This is a genomic window from Ensifer sp. YR511, assembly GCF_900103045.1.
In the GTDB taxonomy this organism is placed as follows: Bacteria; Pseudomonadota; Alphaproteobacteria; order Rhizobiales; family Rhizobiaceae; genus Ensifer; species Ensifer adhaerens.
On record NZ_FNGR01000027.1, the window covers coordinates 66518 to 87563 of the forward strand.

General features: G+C 59.8%; 16 protein-coding genes and 5 pseudogenes. 10 read left to right on the forward strand and 11 right to left on the reverse strand.

The window, feature by feature from the left end; translation table 11 throughout:
• Positions 1-54 precede the first annotated feature (54 nt).
• Complete coding sequence (locus tag BLU15_RS30010) at positions 55-1425, forward strand: MmgE/PrpD family protein (RefSeq protein ID WP_090300453.1); 1371 nt, start codon at positions 55-57, stop codon at positions 1423-1425.
• Positions 1426-1744: 319 nt separating this feature from the next.
• On the opposite strand, the pseudogene BLU15_RS40250 reads toward BLU15_RS30010, so the two are convergent.
• Positions 1745-2046: pseudogene (locus BLU15_RS40250) on the reverse strand (type II toxin-antitoxin system RelE/ParE family toxin).
• Positions 2027-2302: a type II toxin-antitoxin system ParD family antitoxin gene (locus BLU15_RS30025; RefSeq protein WP_090300455.1), complete on the reverse strand. Its 276-nt coding sequence runs from the start codon at positions 2300-2302 to the stop codon at positions 2027-2029. Before BLU15_RS30025 ends, BLU15_RS40250 begins: the two are co-directional and overlap by 20 nt.
• 167 nt (positions 2303-2469) lie before the next feature.
• Between BLU15_RS30025 and BLU15_RS30030 the strand changes: the two genes are divergently transcribed.
• Together BLU15_RS30030 and BLU15_RS30035 are read left to right on the forward strand one after the other, a co-directional pair.
• Positions 2470-3546, forward strand: a complete 1077-nt coding sequence (locus BLU15_RS30030) for an ornithine cyclodeaminase (protein WP_162253353.1) — start codon at positions 2470-2472, stop codon at positions 3544-3546.
• Positions 3547-3579: 33 nt separating this feature from the next.
• Positions 3580-4929, forward strand: coding sequence for an MmgE/PrpD family protein (locus BLU15_RS30035; protein ID WP_090300457.1), 1350 nt, complete (start codon positions 3580-3582; stop codon positions 4927-4929).
• Positions 4930-5046: 117 nt separating this feature from the next.
• Here the strand turns inward: BLU15_RS30035 and BLU15_RS30040 are convergent, their stop codons facing one another.
• The 3 genes and pseudogenes from BLU15_RS30040 to traI form a co-directional block, all read right to left on the reverse strand.
• On the reverse strand, positions 5047-6402 hold the full coding sequence (locus tag BLU15_RS30040; protein ID WP_090300459.1) for an amidohydrolase family protein: 1356 nt from the start codon (positions 6400-6402) through the stop codon (positions 5047-5049).
• Between the two features lie 35 nt (positions 6403-6437).
• Complete coding sequence (locus tag BLU15_RS30045) at positions 6438-7196, reverse strand: winged helix-turn-helix transcriptional regulator (protein ID WP_090300461.1); 759 nt, start codon at positions 7194-7196, stop codon at positions 6438-6440.
• A 156-nt stretch (positions 7197-7352) separates the two neighbouring features.
• Positions 7353-7949 (reverse strand): annotated as a pseudogene (traI, locus tag BLU15_RS30050) (acyl-homoserine-lactone synthase TraI); the annotation flags it as partial.
• 246 nt (positions 7950-8195) lie between these two features.
• Between traI and BLU15_RS39115 the strand changes: the two are divergent.
• The 3 genes from BLU15_RS39115 (at position 8196) to BLU15_RS30060 (ending at position 9305) form a co-directional block, all read left to right on the forward strand.
• Positions 8196-8579 (forward strand): SMa0974 family conjugal transfer regulator, encoded by a 384-nt coding sequence (locus tag BLU15_RS39115; RefSeq protein WP_143034287.1) that lies wholly within the window; start codon positions 8196-8198, stop codon positions 8577-8579.
• Between the two features lie 106 nt (positions 8580-8685).
• Positions 8686-8919: a type II toxin-antitoxin system Phd/YefM family antitoxin gene (locus BLU15_RS30055; RefSeq protein ID WP_090300465.1), complete on the forward strand. Its 234-nt coding sequence runs from the start codon at positions 8686-8688 to the stop codon at positions 8917-8919.
• Positions 8916-9305, forward strand: a complete 390-nt coding sequence (locus BLU15_RS30060; protein WP_090300467.1) for a type II toxin-antitoxin system VapC family toxin — start codon at positions 8916-8918, stop codon at positions 9303-9305. Before BLU15_RS30055 ends, BLU15_RS30060 begins: the two co-directional genes overlap by 4 nt.
• Positions 9306-9677: 372 nt before the next feature.
• On the opposite strand, the gene traA is transcribed toward BLU15_RS30060, so the two are convergent.
• Positions 9678-14303, reverse strand: coding sequence for a Ti-type conjugative transfer relaxase TraA (traA, locus tag BLU15_RS30065; RefSeq protein ID WP_090300469.1), 4626 nt, complete (start codon positions 14301-14303; stop codon positions 9678-9680).
• A 221-nt stretch (positions 14304-14524) separates the two neighbouring features.
• On the opposite strand from traA, the gene BLU15_RS30070 reads away from it, so the two are divergent.
• The 3 genes from BLU15_RS30070 to traG are packed head-to-tail and all read left to right on the forward strand — an operon-like array spanning position 14525 to position 16948.
• Positions 14525-14812, forward strand: a complete 288-nt coding sequence (locus BLU15_RS30070) for a TraC family protein (RefSeq protein ID WP_090300488.1) — start codon at positions 14525-14527, stop codon at positions 14810-14812.
• Positions 14802-15041, forward strand: a complete 240-nt coding sequence (locus BLU15_RS30075) for a conjugal transfer protein TraD (protein WP_090300472.1) — start codon at positions 14802-14804, stop codon at positions 15039-15041. The genes BLU15_RS30070 and BLU15_RS30075 overlap by 11 nt, the downstream gene beginning before the upstream one ends.
• Positions 15032-16948, forward strand: a complete 1917-nt coding sequence (gene traG, locus BLU15_RS30080; protein WP_090300474.1) for a Ti-type conjugative transfer system protein TraG — start codon at positions 15032-15034, stop codon at positions 16946-16948. The genes BLU15_RS30075 and traG overlap by 10 nt, the downstream gene beginning before the upstream one ends.
• A 99-nt stretch (positions 16949-17047) precedes the next feature.
• Here the strand turns inward: traG and BLU15_RS39675 are convergent, their stop codons facing one another.
• The 4 genes and pseudogenes from BLU15_RS39675 to BLU15_RS40260 all read right to left on the reverse strand — a co-directional run.
• A complete protein-coding gene (locus BLU15_RS39675; protein WP_176960392.1) occupies positions 17048-17215 on the reverse strand; it encodes a hypothetical protein in 168 nt (55 codons plus the stop codon).
• 342 nt (positions 17216-17557) lie between these two features.
• On the reverse strand, positions 17558-17881 hold the full coding sequence (locus BLU15_RS30090; RefSeq protein WP_090300476.1) for a DUF736 domain-containing protein: 324 nt from the start codon (positions 17879-17881) through the stop codon (positions 17558-17560).
• A 565-nt stretch (positions 17882-18446) separates the two neighbouring features.
• Positions 18447-18847, reverse strand: a pseudogene (locus tag BLU15_RS40255) (hypothetical protein).
• Positions 18848-19110: pseudogene (locus BLU15_RS40260) on the reverse strand (type II toxin-antitoxin system prevent-host-death family antitoxin); the annotation flags it as partial. It abuts the pseudogene before it with no gap.
• A 138-nt stretch (positions 19111-19248) separates the two neighbouring features.
• Between BLU15_RS40260 and BLU15_RS30110 the strand changes: the two are divergent.
• Positions 19249-20439 carry a DUF1173 domain-containing protein gene (locus BLU15_RS30110; protein WP_090300480.1) on the forward strand — a complete coding sequence of 397 codons (1191 nt, stop codon included), beginning with the start codon at positions 19249-19251 and terminating at the stop codon, positions 20437-20439.
• 126 nt (positions 20440-20565) lie between these two features.
• Here the strand turns inward: BLU15_RS30110 and BLU15_RS30115 are convergent.
• Positions 20566-20937: pseudogene (locus BLU15_RS30115) on the reverse strand (zincin-like metallopeptidase domain-containing protein); the annotation flags it as partial.
• Positions 20938-21046 lie beyond the last annotated feature (109 nt).

Below are 21046 nucleotides of genomic sequence, written 5' to 3' on the forward strand. Positions count from 1 at the left end.
CGCGCACCTGAAAATGGACCGCCAATCGCCATCGTCGGGTAATCGGACACCGATATGACCGCTTTCATCACGCAAACGCTCGGCAGCTATATCGCCGAGGAAGCACTCGCTCGTGTTCCGAGCGACGTTTTCGACAAGAGCAAGCTTTGCCTTCTGGACTCCCTTGGCTGCTTGTTCGGTGGGCGCCAGCTGCCCACGGCTGGAATGCTGAGAAACCTACGGGTGGACAGCCAGGTCGCACCCTCCTCCGGCGGACCTGTCAGTGGCTGTGCCGAACCGGCGGCTGCCGCCTTCGTCAAGGCAACTTTGATCAATGCGCTCGACTTCGACGACATCTACGAGAAGGGCCATCCCGGAGCCACCGTGATTGCGGCAGCCTTATCGGTCGCTGAGCACACGAAGTCTTCAGGCACAGAATTCCTCGGGGCCGTGATCATCGGCTATGAGGTGAGTTGCCGCGTTGGCATCTCACTGGCTCACGTTCAGCCCAGAAAGGCGATTCACGGCCATGGGACTTGGCAGATATTCGGTGCAGCAGCAGCGGCCGCGAGACTCATGCGTCTCGACGCCGGACGAGCAGCGCATGCCATCGCGATCGCTGCTGCGAATGCGCCAGTAGCGTCCGTCATGAAGACCGTCTACGGAGACGCGCCTTCGATGGCGAAGAACAACTTCGGCATGGCCGCGCAAATGGGAGTCTTGGCCGCACGCCTTGCCGCTGCCGGCTACGAGGGGCCTTTGGATGTCTTCGAGGGTGAGACAGGTTTCTGGCGGATGGCGGGCGCCGACGAGTGCCGTTTCGATAAACTGACCAAAGGTTTGGGGGCCGCCTACGAAATTCTTCGGGTTGGCTTCAAGCCATTCAGTTGCTGCCGACTTATCCTAAGCAGTGTCCAGGCCAGCCGCGACGTCATCCGTATGGCCGGCATTGATCCTGCCGACGGATTGCATGCCAAGCTGATCGTGACCGCGCCTCCGATCGTGTGCGAACCGCCATTTAGCAAAGTGCGTCCACGGGACATGTGGGCAGCACAGTTCAGCGCACCGCACGCCATAGCCATGGCCGTATTCGGCGTCGAGCCCGGCCCCGACTGGTTCGTGGAGGATTGGCTTCATGACGAGATCGCCGGGCGGTTTCAAGACAGTATCGAGCTCAGGCCACATACCAGCCACGCCTCGCCTCGAGGCGCTCACGCCGCAAGCGCTTGGTTACAGTTGCGCGACGGGCAAAGCTTCGAAAGGCACGTGGACGTTGCGGAGGGAGAGGCAAGTAACCCCATGCCGAAATCAGCTCTCGAGGGTAAGTTCTTGCGACTTGCGAGTCCGGTCGTGGGAGACAGCGGTGCTTGCGAAGCCATTGATAACGTGTACGCGCTGGATAAGGCGGGATCGCTCCGGACGCTCCTTCGCGTATTGGTCAGCTGATACCGGCATAGACCGACATGACACATTTTGTTCGCAAGCTAAGTCTGCAACCGCAGATCAACACCTTGGGGACGGGCGTCCCCACGGTCCTTCCCCCTGGCCTGCATAGCGACCTCAGCGAAGACGTGCGGGCAGCCAAATTCTCTAGTCATTCGCTGCGCGCCGGCTTGCCCTCCACGGCCGACGTCGACGAGCCCCACGTGCAGAACCGCAGCTACCACCGCCGACGCGACCGATTTAGGGTCAATCTGAGGAGGGCCTCGGGGCTGTAAGAATCTTAACCCGCCAGCATAAGTGCGAGCATATTTCTGATGTGGTCCTACGCGCCGTAGAAAATTGCCGCGACAACGATTGCGCGGCTATGTTCCACCGGTAGAAACCAAATAGCCGCCTTGTCCCGCCGTAGAAACCGGATCCCGGGATGAATATCGGGGCGCACCCCGTAGGGCTTATCGACGAGACGATCGACCTCGACATGCACTTTGCGGATCCGTTTAGCAGTGCGCTCCACCGCCTGTCAGGCGCATCCCCAAGTTCGACATAGGCGTCGAACAGATGATCGAAGACCAACTCGAAATCGCGTTCGGCATCCTCAGAATATTCAAGAGTCCACACGAACAACCCGTCGCTTTCGCTCGATCATTGCCGCGACGCCGCTTTCTATTTCCGTCGCAGAAATCATTGGCCCGTTCAATCGCTGCTGGACCAATTCGCGGAGCGCTGCGGTTTCGACGGCCTCAGATTTGGTCTTTTGGCGTAGCAGTTCCAGGCCATGTTGAAGAACAGAACTCATGCTGGAATACCGACCGCTCTCCACCAGCGAACGGGCAAACGAATCCTGCTGCTCGGTCAACGAGATCGACGATTTCACACTCATCGGCTTATCTTCTTTGAGCCTAAGTTGCTACTCAGTAGCGCCTCAGCGGCGGAAGTCGTTCATTTAAAGACGACAAAAATGTATCCGAACCTTTCCTTTAATCCCTCCGTTCCAGATGTGAAATTGCTCCCGGTCGCATGACGTCGACAATTCCACGGAGAACGGTGATGGAGAGCACACCCAGATACATTTCACTTGCGGAAATGAAGCGCCTCGGCGTCCGTCTCGAGGCCTCCGCGCTCCACGATGCCGCCAGGGCAGCTTGGTCCGACATCCGCTTGGGCCAAGCCCATGGTCTCAAATCTGTTTTGTCCTTTCCCGAAGCCGCCTTATGGAACCAACCCCAGTTTGAAGCTTACCGGGATACGTTGCAAGGCGAGCGATTGGGCTGGAAGCTCTCTGCGCTTTCCAGCGTCGGGGCCAGATATGCGGCCGTGAAGGTGGTCGGTGCCAATGCGATAAACCGTCGACTGGGTCAGCCGCGTTCGACGTCGACGATCCTGCTGCTAGACAGCTTCACGCTGCGCCCGCTTTGCGTGATGGACGGAACCGATATCTCTGCCGCAAGAACGGCAACCTATGCCTCAATGGCGCTTGAACTTTTCTTCCCCAAAACAGAAGAACTCTCTGTTTTCCTCTTTGGAGCAGGCCCCATTGCCGAGCAGATCATTAGAGTGCTCGATCATTTCGGAGCCGGCATCGTCTCGAAGATATTCGTGCGCAGCCGCTCAGGCGCTTCCGCGCGCCAACTCGTTAAAAGACACAGACAGTCACCTCGAATTCGGCTTGAGGCTGTCGCGGATAATAAAAGGCTGCGTGATTGCCGGTTTGTCATCACCGCTACCAATGCCAGCGCACCGGTGTTTGAGAGCGAAGAGGTTTGCCCAAACGCCGTTGTTCTGCATCTTGGGGGAGACGAGGCTCCATCCGGCCATATCCAAAAAGTTCTTCGGTCGGGACTGACGCTCTGTGATGACGTTTCGATGGTGTCGCGGCGAAACTCGCAAAGCCTGGCGCTCTACTTCTCACGCAAGGGATCGACATTGGAGCAGCTTGGCCCAGCGCTCGGTGTCATGAACTTAAAGGATTTCTGTGACGCGGGCGGCGGATCGGAATTACCGATCCTCATCACGTGCGTCGGGTTACCCATGCTGGATCTGTACGTCGCCGCTCATGTTTACGAAACCTGGTTCTCGCCAGATGGGGGCGCGGCTTCATCCGTCCACTCATCTAGCACGAACTGACGCCAGGCAGCCTAAGCTTTACGGAGAGGGCAGATGTATGTCACCGAGATCCTTGCAGATTATCTGGCGAATTATCCTTCCGACGCTCTGCCGCCCGATCTGAGGCTAAGTGCCACTTGCTGTATTGTGGATGCAGTCACCGCTTACGTCGTCGGCTGCGATGTTCCGAGTGCCCGCGCAATGCGCGCGGTCGCCCGGCAAGACTTTGGAAGCGGCCAGGCTTCAGTCTGGTTTACGGGTGAATGTCTCGGGGTCACTGCTGCGGCAGTCTGTAACGCTGCCTCAGCCTCCGCACTCGATTTCGATGACGGCCATCGCGCCGCGCGCGGTCATCCCGGTGCGGCTGTGATACCCGTAGCACTCTCCGTGGCATCTACGAATGGTTCATCCGCCGATGATCTCCTGACCGCAATCGCTCTCGGATACGAGACCGGAATTCGCATCGCGGTGGCGCAGAACCCGCAAGCTATCAAAAGCCGACAATCGGGACGTTGGACCGGCTATGCTGCCGCGGCCACGGCCGGCCGCCTCTACAGAACCGATCCCCCGGCGCTCGCACACGCACTCGCTGTAGCCGGGGTCCTCGCGCCAAACCAGGAGGCAAACGGCAGCTCCGGCTATGCCAATCTCACCGGGAACGACGTCAAGGAGGGTATTCCCTGGAGTGTCCTGACGGGCCTGACCGCCTTGCGTCTTGCGGAGCGGGGATTTACCGGGCCGCAGGATCTGCTCGATCATGCGTCGCACTTCGACCGGCCGAGCATCATAGCGGACTTGGGTGATCCAACTGAGATCTCGAGGGTCTATTTCAAACCCTATTCCTGCTGCCGCTACATCCATCCTGCTCTTGATGCCTTCGCGGCGCTTTCGGTAGGTGCTGGCATCACGACCGAACAAATCGTATCAATCGAAGTACAGACCTTTCAATGGGCTCTCCGACTTTCAAACACCGTGTCTCCCGATACATTGACGGACATCCAATACAGTCTGCCTTATTGCATGGCGGTTGCTGTTGTCGATGGACCTGCGGCGCTGGCGCCGGTCGGTAGTGCGCAGTTGGGGAGGCCGGACCTCATCGAATTCGCCCGCAAGGTTCGTGTCTCAGTCAATCGTGAGATCGATGCCCGTTTTCCAACTGAGACCCTTGCCCAGGTATGCCTGCAAATGATCGACGGCAGATTGATCACCTCCGAGGTGACCTCGCCCCGAGGCGACAAGGCGCGCCCCTTCGCATGGGACGATCTCATCGATAAGTTCTCCGTAGCGACGCGGGGCAAGTTTTCTCCCAAGGCACAAAATACCGTCCTGCAGGCTTTTGAAGCACTTAAAAAAGGAGATGCTGTTCCCCTCCTCAAGCGCCTGAGCATGCGATTGATCGACTGAAGCCTCGACCGCTGCGCTCTGTGTCAATCGGATCGTATCCGTCGCCGATATCTCACAACTGCCGCCGCAGGCAGACACTGTCGGAGTCGCCGCGAGAGTCAGTTCCGGCTGACGGCGTCAGATAAGCCGGCCATTCCTGACGACTATCCGGCCCGCTATCACGACATGCCTGACCCGGCTCAGATTAACGTGGTCGACAACGATCAGGTCTGCGCGCTTGCCTTTTTCAATCAGCCCACGGTCACCGGCCATTTGATTGAAGACGCGCGCGACATTCCCTGTCGCAAGGGCAACCGCTTCCGCCGCAGACAATTGCTTCTTTCTGACCATTCGCTGGATCGATTCAAGAATTCCATCCCAATGCCCGCCGGCAAAATCGGTCGAAATCGTATCGACACAGCCCGCATCGATCAGTGCGTCGAGGTTGGAGGGATCGTTGCGCCAGCGCGTCCCGATACAATCCAATGTCGAAACATCGATGATAGCTCCTTTTCCACTCAGGTTCTGGGCAATCGAGACTGCCTCCTCCGGGAGAAAGCTCGGGTGATTGCTATGACCGGCGACGAGACGTGCTTTCGGGTGCTTCTCGACCGCGGCAATCAGACGCTTCGCCGATGGTGCCGCATTGTGGAAGATCGCGGGATATCCGACCCGCTCGGCTTCGCGGGCGATTTCATCGAATCCGGCCAGCGAGAGGGCAACCGAAGGCATCACCGATTGCATAATGATGTCGCGAACGCGATCCGCTTCGATGCCCCCGGAAAGACCGCAATGGTCCAGCTCGTCGGTTAGTTTCGAATTCGACAGGCCGTCCACCGGATCGAGATAGCGGCCAAGGACGGCGTTCTTCAAACGCCTCGCAGCAGCGGGGGTCACCTCGACTCCGAACGCCTGCTGGAACGCTTGCGGGATGAACCTGTATTCTTGCGCGCCACCACCCAGTGTCTGCCCGCCGCCCGCCTCGCCAAGCGCGACTGCGCCGGAGGCCAACAGGTCATCTATCGTCGCGCGCAGGTGCCGTATTGAAAGTCCCTTGCCATCGACCACTAGCGCCGCCTCAATGTTTTTGGGAGTGTGAGCCGTGGAAACGCGGATATCCATGCTATGAGGTTCCGCCTCGTCGACATCTATTTCGTCCGCCATGGCTAGGCCGCAGACGTTGAGAAGGGTCGTTGTTCCCTGGAGGAGATGGCGGTTTCGGAAATAGGCAACATCTTCGCCTTCAATTGGCTTCGAGCCACTCGGCATGGAAGGCCCCCGAATACATCCGTGCGCGTGTGCATTGATAATGCCCGGCATCACGATGCCCCCGGCTGCATCGATGGTTTCGCGCGCCGTGATTTCAGCGCCTGCGGCCGACTCCGCGGTGTTGATATCGACGATCCTTCCCCTCCGGACATACACGGCAGCCTGCTTGTGAAACGTCTTGCCGTCGCCGGTGATGAGACCTCCATTTCGGATTACGAGATCCATGCCAGCTACTCCTTTTCGACAACCGGAATGCTGTCCTAGTCGCCGCTCGCTTCGCTCGGCCGATGCTCCTTGGGCTGCGATTGCTCCTGACTGGAACCATCGAGCATGTAGCCGGACGATCGAACCGTTCGGATGAGATCAGCGCCACCGGCCGCGCTAAGCGCCTTGCGAAGTCGACCGATATGGACATTGACCGTCTTAGCGTCAACGAAACGACGCTCGGGCCAACCAGCTTCGATGAGTTGTACGCGGCTACATGCTTGCTCGCGCCTCTCCATCAGGAACTGAAGCAACCGGAATTCGATCGGTCCCAAGTGCACGTTGGTGCCGAAACACCTGACGCTGTGCCTGTTGGTATTCAGTTCAATTCCTGCATAGGCGAGGATATGACCGTCGCCCGCCATTGGACCCGACGCGTGTGGGAGGAGGGTACGGTCGCGAAGGAAGCTGAGCAGCTTGGAGGGAGCTATCGGTCTTACGAAATTCTCGTCAATACCGGCCTTCAGCAGATCGATAAAGCGACTTTCCGCACCAGGTCCAATTAGTCCGACCGTCGTGATCCCGAATGTCCGCGGCTCCTGCTTTAGTTTCACACAGGCTGCGGACGCCCAATCTTCTCCCGGTCGACAATCAAGGAGGATGGCTCCGACACCCTCGCCTGCAAAATGGACGATCTCCTCGACCCCGGAACCAAGAATCACCTGATACCCCTCGCTTTCCAGGATATGGACGAGCAGCAGATAATAATCCGCATCGGTCGAACCGATCAGGATCTGCGGTCGCGCGGAATTCAAAGACCTCTCCTCTTTAGTGCAGCGTCAGTTGTCATCTGGTCCCTCGTGAGGACCTGTATCGTTCTCTGCGGGCGGTGTGGCCGATTGCGCGCAATCGGCTGAAGACGCGGCTAGACGCCGTGCCGCCTCAAGCAGCGGAGTTGTGGCGCAAGCGTGTCCCTGGGGAAAGGCAGCAGTGCGAATCCGATTAAGGCTCGCGGCGTCGGCAGGAAGAACGCCGGCTACAGCCATCGTGCTGCCAATGGGACACGGCCGACCAATGCGTTGCATTGGCCAGCCGGCGCGTTTCAAAATGCGTTCGAAACGCAAGTCAGTTGCCGTGACGATCTCATAATAGCCGTTCGCCATGGACCACTCGATTATGCCGGCGAACATTATAAGCGTCGTCCTGTGGAGAACTCCCAGCGTCCTGCCCTCGTCGAGCGCCGTGTCGACGCAAAAGCGCGAGCTTTCGACCATGCCTGCATGAGCGTCGAGCCGTCGCGATGAGAGGAGCTGCGGAAAGGTATCGGCGAGCATCGTCGGTCCGGTAGCCGGGAGAAGCCTCACGCAGCCCGCCACTGCACCAGTTGTAGAAACGGCCAGAATATAGGTCGGATTGAATTGATCGTAAGCATCGGCCTCACGATCGTCCCTTATGTCTACATCCCAGTCCAGCCTGTCGCCAAAGACTCGCGCACGCAGCCGATGCATCGAGTCGATCAAGTCAGCAAATTCTCCGCGCGCTGCGGCCGGCACAGCTAGTATCTCCATCTCCATTCTCCGAAGAAGCCCTGCTTCAGACCAGTGGACACGAGTTTCGGCGCTCAGGCGACTAATAGAATTAGCAGTCGAGCGCTCGACCAAAGCGTGCATGAATATCGCACGCATGAGTTGTTTGATGCCGAGCGAACTGTATCGCAAACACCGGAATAGATGTTGTGCCACGAATGTGCAGCGGCGGAGCCGCCGAGGGGAAATAGAAGCACCAATGGCGCGGATTGGCAGCAAGGAGTTTCGATGTACAAGCATACCGCCGAGGCGTTCGTGCCGGTCCACCACGCAGTACAAGTCACCCAACAGGTCTGCGCCCGGTATGGCGACTATTGCCGCTCAATCGGCACCACGGGCGTCGATCGAGTGCTCGACTTCGGTGACGCACGCGCTGTCCTGAGGCCGACAGATGAGGGCCTGCATTTCCGGATCGACGCGCAGGACACCATCACCTTCTATGGTATCCGGACACTTCTGCTGGGAAGTCTGTGCGGCGTCGCGAAGTTTTCAGGTGAGCACGTTGAATCGTACCCTGGACTTTCCTGGTGCCTTCCAGTCGCTCAGCATGGTTGTTCAGCTGTTTTTCCCGCACAGGTTTGCAGGCCTCGCAAAGCGCCCTTTTCCGCATAGCCTTTCCGGCGGTATTCGTACCCCACGCTCGCGCTCCCACGCGATAAGACTGGATTCTCAGAGGGAAAAGCACTAAATATAGCTAAGTTAGCTAAAAAGGGTTCCCATGCAGGTTACAATCCATAACGCCAAAACGAATCTGTCAAAACTCATCGAGGCAGCAAAGGCTGGCGAGGAAGTTGTCATCGCGAAGGGCAAGACCCCTGTCGCTCGGATCGTTGCTATTCCACAAAGCAAGTTCACTGTCGGGCTGCTGAAGGGCAAGGTCGCTGGGCAGGGACCGGATTTCTTTAAGCCTATGAGTGAAGATGAGCTCGCTCTTTGGGAAGGCGCGGTGTGACAGCTGTGCTTCTCGATACCCATGCTTGGGCATGGTCATTAACGGGCGACATGCGCTTGTCCACCAAGGCAACCGCTCTCATCACGGAGGCTGACAGCGTTTTTGTCAGTCCCATCAGTTTCTTCGAAATCGGGCAGAAAGTTCGTATCGGCAAGTGGCCGGAGATGGAACCGTTCATCAATGAGTTACCGAGCTTGTTGGCTGAACAGGGTGGCAGAGTTGCGGCTTTGGTGCCGGAAGTCTGTTTGAAAGGGGCAACTCTCGCCTGGGAGCACCGCGACCCATTCGACCGATTGCTGGCGGCGACCACGCTCGCTCTTGGAATCCCACTGATTTCAGCGGACGAAATTTTCGATACGCTCCCGGAGATTAGCCGTCTGTGGTGACTTCTGCCGGCGGCATCACCACTCCCAACTCAGTGGCAAGACATGTTCAGCAATTCGGAACGATCCTTCGTATACTCGGACGATGGCCCGGCTGAAAAAGATCGTGTTCCTTTGCAATGGGCCGATGTGCACAAAGATCGCAAGATGGCGGCCGCCGCACGCAATAAAGGCGCGCCATAGCCGGTCCGTTGCAGTTGAACTAAAGATCGCTGCCCCCCTGTGCCGCAAACTTTAAACCACGCAGACGCCGTGCAAGGCGGGCTTGGACATCTGTTCAACATTGCCGTAACGCTGGCCAGGGCGATCTGATTCCTGACGACGTCTCGATGGCTATCTAGGTCCGGATGACCATTCGTAAGCGGTGTGCTTTCTTCAATGCTCCCTGGTAATACCGCGGACGGGTTCGTGGAAGCGCCGCTGACGCTCCGAAACGGTCTCCTGGCTGCGTTGCAATCGGACAGTCTGCTGCAACACCTTTAGCCGATCCCGCATTCCCTCGAAAGCGCGGCGCTGCGCTGGCGACACACGGTTGATGGCGTCCTCCTCCCCTCGCAGGACGGCGTCGCGACCGAAGCGCTCATCGAGCGCCCGACTAACGGCGATGAATTCTTGGGCGACGCGCTGATCGAGCAGACCCGCGGCGGCTTCGAGCTTGCCCCCCTTCTTCTTCATTTCCGCCGCCAACTGCCGCAGCGCATCCTCAGCCTTCTGCGACAGGCCGGGAATGGCGACCGCCATACGCCGGCGCTCTCCGGCGACAGCTTGGGTTTCAGCCTCTAACGCGGTGGCATAAGCCGCGCCGAGGGAACGAACATAGCCTGCAGCTTCTGACACAGCCTGAAGCGCGTCTTTCCGCTCCCGTCCGGCAGCAAGCAGCTTCTCCATGATGCGGTCGGAGCCACGCAACGCGCCGTAGGCGGCTGGATCGTTGCTGACGGCTGCGGCAATCCGCTCGCCTGCAAAGCCCTTTGCGGCAAGCGCCTCGATCTTGGCGACTGCGCCAGCCGGATCGCGCCAGATGCGCGTCGCCGCACTCACGAGGGCGGCGCGACGATGCTTGTAATGGGGAACGGCAAGCGCCCTTTCCCGTGCTTCATCGGCAATCGGCGTCTTGAATTCCGTAACGGCAGCAAGCATGGGCAACACAGCCACAGCCTCCTTTCCGGGCTCGACACTTGCGCCTGCGACGATTTTCGAGAGATCCTGCTTTTCTGCGAGACGCTGCTCTTCGCCGAAACGCCTGATCACCTCGAACAGGCGAACTAGCTTTTCACGGTGGTCATTGGCGAGATTTTCCGGCATGCGCTCGGCAACATTTCGCTCTGCGATCAGATCGGCCTTTGTGGTAAAAGCAGACCAGCCAAAGCGTGTGGTCAACGCCTCGTTGACGGCCTTGACCTCCTGAACAAGCAAATAGTCCTTAGCGGCATAGGCGAAGGCAGTCTTGTAGGCATCGGCCCCGCCCCACTCCCGGACCGCCTCGACTTCTACGAGTCGCGCCATCGCCTGTTTCGAAAGCGCGGGAATAGACAATGACATATGAGCGCGCCGCTGCTGCTCGCGGCTGGAAAAGCGCTCCGCCTGCCTGCGGAACTCGGTTGCATGCGCGCGCGCCAAAGGCAGCAATTCCGATAAGACGGCGATGGCCGCGCTGCGCTCTTCGCGGGCGGCACGGCCATCTATCATGAGGTCAGAGCCGCGCAATCGGCCAAGGCGTTCGGGCGCAAGGCGGAGATCCTCGGCCATCTTGCGCGGCTCAACACCTGCGCCCGACGCCAGAGTGTTGAGCGCCGACAGCGCGCGATCCGGGTCGCGATAGATTTTCTTCAGCAATGGTCGCAGTATTTCCTCCCGCTCCCTCCACCGTTCCGAGGAGAGCTGCGCGAGACGAGCATCCTCTTCGACGGCGCGGGGGAATTCGGAGGCGGCTGGGATCAAGTAATTTCCGTCCAACGGCGTGCCAGCGGCCAACGAGTCTCTGCGTTCCTCGCTGTACGAGACGCTCCGGTCCCGTTCAATCGCAAAATCGAGCGCAATGCTCGCCCGCTCCCAGAGCCTCGCCAACTGCGCCCGCTTCTCAGCAAGCCACGCCGACCGTCGCGCCGCGCCCTCCTCTAATTCTGCAATGACCCGGGCGAGCGTCTCGATGCCGCGCCGCCCGGCAAAATCACGGACATGATCCCGGTAGGTTTTCTCGTTGTCGAAATCGAGCGTGGTCGTTTTGGCGCCGGATCGCTCAAGGCGATCAACAAGCTGTTTGAACACACGCGGCCGATGGTCTTCGCGCTCGATCCTTTCCTTACGCGCGGCGACAGTTTCGACTTGGGTCCCCGTCCATACGTTGCGGTCGACCTGACGTTCCTCGTCACGCTTCTTGCCGGTCTTTTCATCAGTAACGGCCACCTTTATCGTGACCGTTTCGACACCATCCTTGCGGAGCGTCACAGTGTCGCCTATCGAAATTCCACCTTCCTCAAGTGCCTTCGGCAAGCTCACGCCCCAAACTCGATGAACGGTTCCGTCGTCCGTCCTCACGTCGGCGTAGGGGCTTTTTTTGGCATCATCACCTTCCGGCCGGAACTTGGCCAACCCGATGTCCACCAATTCACCGGTGACGCCGGCTGCATGGTCGACGCGTGCGCTACGCCTCCATTGCGGGTTCGGCCTAAAATTCTCGCGTGCAGCGTAGAGATCGGCGCGTTCACGATGCCTGGTCATCGCCACATAGGTCAAATGCTGATCCATCATTCCGGTGGCGAGCACGAAGGTCCGGTCGACGGTCGAGCCTTGAGATTTGTGGATGGTCGCAGCATAGCCGTGATCGACATTGTTGTAGCTGTCCTCGCTGATCACGACGTCGCGGCCACTGTCGAGATGCACCGTCAGCACCGCGTCTGCGTGTTTGGCGTCGGACGAAACGACCGTGCCAAGCATGCCGTTCTTCACACATTGGGGACCAAGCAGCTCTGCCCGCGGTTCAAGGAAGCGGGCGTTTTCGAGGAAAATGATCCGGTCGCCCGTGGCAAACTCACGAAGTCCACGTGCCGTCCGGAATTGGCGCGCAGCTGTCAGCGCGCCCGCTTCGATCATAACCCTGCGCAGAGCCTCATTCAGCTTCCTAACGTCATCGTTGGTGTGCGCAAGCACTAGCAGTTCGTCGCCGCGAAGACGCCCCGCATACTCGCCCACGGCAGATCTCTGAAGCAGGTCATTGCGAGCATCAGCCCAATCGGTAACGATGCGGTTGATGATCTCATCCTGGGTTTCGGTCTCGACAATGTGGCCCCTCTGCGCATAGGCATCGAGGCCCTCTTCAACCTTGCCGCGCGCGAAGAGACCGGATGCGTCGCGGGCCCAGGCATCCCTCTGCCGCCGCACCGCGGCGAGCTCCGCAAAGCCAATCCGTTCGGCAATTGCCCGGAACGCCGCACCCGCCTGGATCGGCTGCAGCTGCATCGCGTCGCCGACCAGCACCGCTTTTGCGCCTGCGTCCTCCACGGCTTTGAGGACACGCGCCATCTGCCGCGACGACACCATGCCAGCCTCGTCGATGACCAGCACATCGCCGCGCTGAAGTGTTTCGCGCCCCCCGGTCCAGGCAAGCTCCCAGGAGGCCAACGTGCGCGACCGGATCCCGGAACTCTCCTCCAACCCTTCAGCGGCCTTGCCGGCAAGGGCCGCGCCGATCACCCGTCGCCCATCACTTTCCCACGCGACGCGGGCAGCCGAAAGCAGCGTCGACTTCCCGGCGCCGGCAAGCCCGACGATCACCGCGATGGCATTATCGCTCGTGACAAGACGTACCGCATCGACCTGTTCCGCATCGAGCTTGAAGGACTTTTCCGGATCGGTCGTTTCGACGCTTCGAACAGCCGCCGCAATCTTCGCATCGATGATACCGAAGCCCTTGCGCTGCGACAGGACTTCCGCCGACTGCGCCATATCATACTCGATGCGCAGGATCGCTCGCGTCGTAAAGACTGCCGGCCCCGTTACCTTGCCGGTTTGTGGGTCCACCTGCTGCGGTTTCAACAGAACAAGTTCGTCGGAGACCATCAACCTTGCGCGAATGTTCACGAAATCCGTGGGATCGTCGACATAACGATGCAGCGCCTTGGCGATGTCCTTCTCATCGAAGGTGGAGCGCTCATTGCCGAGTTGTTTGAGGAGGAGCGCAGGATCGGCAAGCAGCCGGTCGGCCATCTCCTGCTGCCGCGCCAGATCGGCGGGCGCGAAATGCACCTCGACACCTTTGCGTGCAAGCGCCGCCTTTTCCGGGCCGAGGTGTTTCTGCGCGATCCCATCGAGGCCTTGCTCAGCATAGGAGCGGCCATCGAGTCGGATCTCGTGGCCGGCCAGCGCCAGGTGACGGTTGACCGTTTCCGCCCACGCGACCTTCCATGCTTTCATGGTTTCCTTGTCGCCGGCCCAGAGCTTGTAGACGATTTTGCCGTTCGGCCTGTTCGGTGTGACGACACGCAACGGCTCCCCGTGATCGCCGAGCACCGGCACCTTCTTTCGCCCGAATCCCTCTTCCGTCAGGGGCCTGAGCGCCGTCATCAGGTGGATGTGCGGATTGCCGTCCTTGTCGTGATAGACCCAGTCGGCGATCATGCCCTTGGACGTCAGGTTGTCCCTGACGAATTCCCGGACGAGGGCGATGTTCTCTTCCCGCGTCAGTTCCTCCGGCAGCGCGATGATGAGCTCGCGGGCAAGCTGTGCATCCACTCGAATCTCAAAGGCGTCGAGGGCATTCCAGAGGGCCTCGCTTGCCTTGACGACGGATTGTCCTTCGGTGGCCATCTTCAGCCACGCGGGGATCTGGTCCGGCAGGGCCAGCTCCTCGTGCACTAGCTCCAACGCGCCGCCGCGGTAGCTGAAGGATGTCCCAGCCTGTTCGTCCGTCATCTGGGCGCGATGGCGATAGGCAGCGGCCGAGACGATGCTGCGTCCCGTTCCCCTGCCAATCACCTGCGCTCTGACGAACATGATCGCCACGACCGTCTCCTGATCTCTGCGAGCACGTCGCGACAGCGACGTATATTGCGCCCTCAAAACCGATCGGACTGCGAAGGCCGATGTCGCTTCTCCGCAAGACGGCCAACGAAACTCCGGCTGCAAGCTTTTCGGGGAATGCACTTAGCCTATTTTACTATCGTAAAACAGATAGTATAATCAGCATCGTCAGAGATTTTCTCCAACAAGGGAAGGACGCCGGAATGGCCGCAAAATCATCGATCAACGACATCGACGCCCAGATCGAGAAGCTACGCGAGCGCAGACGTTCGATGATCGCAAAGTCCGCAGAGCGCTTTGCGCGCGCGGCAACGAAATCCGGGCTAGCGGAAATGGAGATCGCCGACGAGGAGGTCGATCGCATCTTGGAAGAGATCGCCGCCCGATTTCGCAAGGGCGAGAAGAATGGGTTGGCTCACGCATACGCTTCTTCGCGTCGACCGGCAGATGGCGAGCCTAGAACGGCGGCGGAGGTTTCTCATGACGGCTGAACGCAAGCGCGGGGCCCGCGAGAAATTTTTGCTCGGTGGCATCGTCGTTCGCGCCGGGCTCTCGAAGGCCGATCGGGCGTTTCTGCTCGGCGGTCTCCTCGAATTGGCAAGAGTTGCTCCAGGCTCATCAGAACATCGGCGCTTATGCGACATTGGCGAAGGTGCGTTCAAGGCACCGTTGCCGGGTGCGGCTGAAACGCGAACCCTGGAGACTGCGGAATGGCATTAAAGGCAAAATCGCATCCGAGCTTGCTGCTCGCTCTAGTACCGCTCGTAATCACCGCCTTTGCGGTTTATGTTGTCTGCGAGCGCTGGCCGGTGATTGCCGCCGGACTGTCCGGGAAGGCGGCATACTGGTTTCTAAGAGCCTCGCCGCTCCCAGCGTTACTGCTTGGGCCGCTCGCCGGCCTGTTGACCGTTTGGGCCTTGCCGCCGCACCGGCGAGCGCCGATAGCCATGGCGAACCTCGCTTGTTTTTTGGCAGTTGCCGGCTTCTACGCCCTGCGTGAATTCGGTCGGCTTTCCCCATCCGTGGAAAGCGGTGCGCTATCATGGGATGTGGCGCTGTCCTATCTCGACATGGTCGTGGTCGTCGGCGCAGTCGTCGGCTTCATGGCCGTGACCGTGGCCGCGCGGATGTCCACCGTGGTCCCCGAACCGGTAAGGCGCGCCAGGCGCGGAACCTTCGGGGACGCGGACTGGCTGCCGATGTCAGCGGCGGGAAGACTGTTTCCGCCGGCCGGCGAGATTGTCGTCGGCGAGCGTTACCGCGTCGACAAGGACGTCGTCCATGGCCTGCCCTTCGATCCAAACGATCGGGCCACGTGGGGGCAAGGCGGCAAGGCCACGCTGCTGACCTACAGCCAAGATTTCGATTCCACCCATATGCTCTTCTTCGCTGGGTCGGGTGGATACAAGACCACCAGCAATATCGTGCCGACAGCACTACGTTATACCGGGCCGCTGATCTGCCTCGATCCGTCAACCGAGGTCGCGCCGATGGTGGTTGAGCATCGCACCCGCGTCCTGGGGCGCGAGGTGATGGTGCTCGATCCGACGAACCCGATCATGGGCTTCAACGTGCTCGACGGCATCCAGACATCAAAGCAGAAGGAAGAGCACATCGTCGGTATTGCCCATGTGCTTCTATCGGAGAGTGTGCGGTTCGAAAGCTCGACCGGATCCTACTTCCAGAACCAGGCGCACAATCTCCTGACCGGCCTGCTCGCACATGTCATGCTCTCTCCCGAATACGAGGGACGGCGAACCTTGCGCAGCCTCCGGCAGATCGTATCCGAGCCGGAGCCCTCAGTTCTGGCGATGCTGCGCGACATTCAGAAGCACTCCGCGTCCGCCTTCATCCGCGAAACGCTCGGCGTCTTCACCAACATGACCGAGCAGACATTTTCGGGCGTCTACTCGACGGCGTCGAAAGATACACAGTGGCTGTCGCTCGACAGTTATGCCGCGCTCGTTTGCGGCAATGCGTTCAAGTCAAGCGATATCGCCTCGGGCAAGAAGGACGTGTTCCTGAACATCCCGGCATCTATCCTGCGCTCCTATCCGGGGATTGGTCGCGTCATCATCGGGTCGCTGATCAACGCCATGTTGCAAGCCGATGGTACCTTCCAGCGCCGGGCGTTATTCATGCTCGATGAGGTGGATCTTCTGGGCTACATGCGCGAGCTGGAGGAGGCGCGCGATCGCGGCCGCAAATACGGCATCAGCATGATGCTGATGTACCAATCCGTCGGCCAGTTGGAGCGACATTTCGGGAAGGACGGCGCGGTATCGTGGATCGATGGCTGCGCCTTTACGAGCTATGCCGCAATCAAGGCCCTCGACACAGCTCGCAATGTCTCGGCGCAATGCGGAGAGATGACCGTCGAGGTGAAGGGAACCTCCCGCAACATCGGCTGGGATACGAATTACGCATCGCGCAAATCGGAGAACGTAAACTTCCAGCGCCGGCCGCTGATCATGCCGCACGAGATCACGCAGTCGATGCGCAAGGACGAGCAGATCATCATCGTCCAGGGCCACAGCCCAATTCGCTGCGGGCGCGCGATCTACTTCCGGCGAAAGGACATGAACGAGGCGGCGGAGGCCAATCGCTTCGTCAGGACGATCCCTTGAGGGGCCGCCAGCACGTTTGGACAAGCCTATCGATCTGTGACGAGCCTGGCCTGCCGGTCGATCCGGCCGGCCAGGCTTGACGACATGGCAAACGCCCCCTCAGAAGGGCGGCGCGGCGTCGATAACCCGCTCCTGTTGGGCGATCGCTGCCGCCAGTTCGGCCTCAGCCATTTCCAGCTCCGCTACGATCTTGCGGCGTTCGGCCGGATCGGCATTCTTGAGTTCCCGGCGCAACTGTTCGATGTGGATTTCGAGGGTGATCGTCATCGTCGTCATCTCCTTGGACAGATGTGAAAGATGACGCGGAGGGTCGTGAGGATCGGGCCGGGTCAAGGATCGCGTCAGCGACCGGCGGAGCCGGCGCGCGGAGGAGCCGATTTTTTCATTGGGCCGCTCCAGCGGTTCGGCGGAAAAATTGGAGGGGCCGCCGTCCTTGAGGCAGCGCGAGCTCTCATGGCAGATTTGGGTATCTGAGCAGACAGGCTTCCGTCTCGTGGGGCACGGCAGGAGGAGCAAATGCGGGCTCGATGCTTGCTGGTGCTCTCAATGTTGCGGGGCCGAGTAACGGCGAAACCGGCCCCGATTGCTCGGGGCCGCTCGCTTGCCTCGTCAGTTCGGATTGTTCCAGAGGATCACCTTCTTGCTCGGATCACCGCCGGGCGCCGGGGCGAGGTTGCCGAAGATTACGCCGATCTCGGGAGCCTCCAGCTTCACCGCCAGATATTCCTCGCCGGTCTGGCGGGCGATGCGGTTCCAACCCGCACCGATATCGAAGCCGGTCTTGCGGTGGATGACGCGGTAGTCGGGGGCGTCTTCGCTCGACTTGTTTGCGTTCGGGATGATGGCGATCGGGGCGTTGACCCGGATGGTGGCAAAGACTCCCTCGAGGATGCCGTCGGTCTTCTGCGTCAGAGTTGCGATTGTGGTGGCCATGGTTCTGTCTCCTTCGGTTGCTCGGGACGATTCCCGATGGCGCATGAAGAGACGGCCGACCTGATGCGGTCAGCTCGGCCGAAAAATCTGCAAAATTCTATTTTCCGCAGAACGAAAGAACCGAAATCGAATTTTGCAGAATTTTCGGGCGAGTCTTACCCCTTTAGGGGTTGGCCGCCAAAGCAGGCGGTCGTCTACAAGAGCGACATAACCGGGATTGGTTCGGCGCAACTGAAGGGCGCAACAAACCATCATGGCTGTCCGGTCCGGCGCTGGGGTATTTCGGCCGCGTATCCCTTGAACGTTTCGCCTGCAAGTCAGTTCATGCGTACCCTCGCCTGCTCCCGTTGCTGCAAGCCGATGAGCACGCCCGTGCCGCAATCATCCCTTAGCCGGACCGGCAGACCGACGCGGGCACCCGTATTATCAACTGAGACTAGAGCTGCGATATCCTGTGAAGCTGCTCAGGCTAAAATGCCCGCCGCACGTCGCCGTTGCCGCGTTGCAGCTGCCGCAGCGCACGATCATCGACTTGGCCGGCCCGTGCTACCGGACCGGCTTTCGCTTATTTTGAACGATTGATGCGCCGGCCCGGTTTGCGCGACGCCTCGCCAAAGGCTGCGGCGATCCTCATCATGAAGGCCTTGCTGAACCGGCCAAGCGCTTGTTCATCTGGCTCGTTGTACCAGGATCGTTCGGCGACATAGTAGTTGCATTCGTCGACGACGATCCAGCAGCGCTTGACATCGCCTGAGGCCCGCCAGCCGGCACTCGATATCGGAAACTCCTAAGGCGATCCGACCGGCCTGCGGCGGCTGGGTGGTGATCGCGAGAAGCGCCAGATGCGTCGAGCCGTTATTCGCGCCACGAATAGCGACCACGGCGCAGGTCGGTCTTGCGGCTCAGGGTCTCGCAGCGCTCGTGTTGCCACGCCCAACGATAAGAATAGGCAAATACCTGACCGATCTCATCATCATACCCCTCACGGCACGCCAGGCGGTCGATTTCCGCTACGAGGAGCTCCTTCTGTCCCTCCGGCATATCTGAAGCGCGATGGGCGCTACGCGGATCGCCGCCGGTGCGCATCCGCTCGTAGTATTCGTAGCTCATCAGCACGAAGCGGGGTTTGGGGTGCTTGGTGGGAGCGACGGGGTCGCGGCGTCGGTGACGGCGCCAACCTGCTTGTTGAGATCGCCTGTCGTAAACTGACGCTGGTCATACTCCTTTATCGCCACGAGATATCTATTAAGGCGCTATATGGGATCCAGGATTTATACAATCAAATTTTATATAGTATAAACCGGGTATCCCGTGCTAAATCGCCACCGACCTTTACGGGCCTCTTGGATCGGCTGCGGAGATGCAATGTGCGACGGTTTCTGATCGGTGGCAGGTCGTTCGAAGAGGATTCGAACGAGTTCCAGACTATTCTTAAGCGGGCTTACGAACAGGGCCTCCGGCCACATTGCCAGTGCACGGAACCCGCGGTCCCGATGTATATCGCGCAACTCGATGGGCAGCATTTCCTCAAACGCATGCCGCTTTCCGGGCGCGATCACGACCCGGCCTGCCCGTCCCATGAACCTCCCTACGAATTGTCCGGCTTGGGACCCTTGATCGGCAACGCCATCCAGATCGATGCGAACGGGCGGGCGATCTTGAAGCTCGATTTTTCGATGACGAAAAAAGGTTCGCGAGCGGCCGCATTTCAATCCCCAGGTCCGTCGGATTTCACCATTCGCAACGAGTCGAGGAAGCTTTCCTTGCGCGCAATGTTACACTACCTGTGGGAAATGGGAGAACTGACCGAATGGCGTTCATCCTGGACTGGAAAGCGTGGCTGGGGTCGGGTCCGCACGAGCCTCATGCATGCCGCGTCGCAAATGACCGCTCGTGGCGGACAGCTCAGTGAGCTGTTGTTTGTGCCGGAGACTTTCCGTCAGGAGGACAAGGAAGGCATCGCCGCGCGCCGGGCGAGCGCGCTTGCCAGTGCGCAAGCGCCTGGGCTGGGCCTGCGCAAACTGATGATCGCAGTGGCGGAAGTAAAGGAGTTCACACCGGCACGCCTCGGGTATCGGATTGCGCTCCGGCATCTCCCCTTTCCCTTTATGATTGAAAGCGAAGCATGGAAACGGTTGAATGCCAAATACGAAGCGGAACTCGAGTTGTGGCGCGCTAATGAGGAATTGCATCTCATTATAATCGCGACATTCGGGATTTCGGCTTCCGGGGTCGCCACCGTTGAAGAAGTCGCCATGATGGTGGTGAACGAGAACTGGATCCCCTGCGAAAACGTCCACGAACGGCATCTTCTGGAGAGGCTGGCAGGGCTGCGGCGCAAGATGGTGAAAGGCTTGCGCTTCAACTTGTGTCATGAGCAACCAATCGTGTCGGTAACGTTGCCTGACCAGCGTCCCTCGCCGGTCGCGATGTTCATCGTTCCGGCTGGCGCGAGTGAGGACTACCAGCGCGCATTGGCGGAAATGACTGAGGCGAGACCTGAGATGACGCCTTGGATTTGGTACATTGCAGACGGGGACATGCCGCGATTACCATGATTAGCACAATCCAAAAGGATAGCTCCGTCGCGAAGTGGCAACGTCTCTGCGCCAACCTTTGCCCATGCCACGAAGCCAGGCGATCGGCGCGCAAGCAACCAGCCGCAAAAGTCGTGAAAAGGGCGCCTATGCGACGCCCCGTTCCTCCTCCTTCTCCTGCTGCGCATGCATCCAGTCGGCAATCTGCTGCGCCTTGCTGGCGGCGGTGAAGATGGCATGCTTGTCGGAGCGCAGCATCTCGAGCCACGAGGCAACGTACCGGGCATGGTCTGGCCGCGGCTCGACGCTGAGGCCCAAGTCGGCGCAGATCATCGCGCTTAGGAGTTCGACCGTGCATTCCTCCATGGCGTAGGCGGCCGAGCCGAACCGTCCTGAAAGATCGCGGTCGAGGCGGTGGCGGGCGCCAGAAGCATGGCCGCATTCATGGAGCAGCACGGCGTAATATGCGACCGCATCGCGGAAGCAGGCGAACTGCGGTATCTGCACATTATCTCGGCTCTGCGGCCGTGTCTCACAAGTGTCACGGCTTCATGATCAACATATCCGGCAATTAGAACGCGCGGCGTTGCGCGATGGGGCGATGTTTTGCCGGGGCGGGCTCGAGCCC

Coding starts and splice junctions, on each gene's coding strand:
- BLU15_RS30010 (WP_090300453.1), top strand. CDS start 55: ATGACCGCTTTCATCACGCAAACGCTCGGCAGCTATATCGCCGAGGAA.
- BLU15_RS30025 (WP_090300455.1), bottom strand. CDS start 2,302: ATGAGTGTGAAATCGTCGATCTCGTTGACCGAGCAGCAGGATTCGTTT.
- BLU15_RS30030 (WP_162253353.1), top strand. CDS start 2,470: ATGGAGAGCACACCCAGATACATTTCACTTGCGGAAATGAAGCGCCTC.
- BLU15_RS30035 (WP_090300457.1), top strand. CDS start 3,580: ATGTATGTCACCGAGATCCTTGCAGATTATCTGGCGAATTATCCTTCC.
- BLU15_RS30040 (WP_090300459.1), bottom strand. CDS start 6,402: ATGGATCTCGTAATCCGAAATGGAGGTCTCATCACCGGCGACGGCAAG.
- BLU15_RS39115 (WP_143034287.1), top strand. CDS start 8,196: ATGTACAAGCATACCGCCGAGGCGTTCGTGCCGGTCCACCACGCAGTA.
- BLU15_RS30055 (WP_090300465.1), top strand. CDS start 8,686: ATGCAGGTTACAATCCATAACGCCAAAACGAATCTGTCAAAACTCATC.
- BLU15_RS30070 (WP_090300488.1), top strand. CDS start 14,525: ATGGCCGCAAAATCATCGATCAACGACATCGACGCCCAGATCGAGAAG.
- BLU15_RS30075 (WP_090300472.1), top strand. CDS start 14,802: ATGACGGCTGAACGCAAGCGCGGGGCCCGCGAGAAATTTTTGCTCGGT.
- traG (WP_090300474.1), top strand. CDS start 15,032: ATGGCATTAAAGGCAAAATCGCATCCGAGCTTGCTGCTCGCTCTAGTA.
- BLU15_RS39675 (WP_176960392.1), bottom strand. CDS start 17,215: ATGACGATCACCCTCGAAATCCACATCGAACAGTTGCGCCGGGAACTC.
- BLU15_RS30090 (WP_090300476.1), bottom strand. CDS start 17,881: ATGGCCACCACAATCGCAACTCTGACGCAGAAGACCGACGGCATCCTC.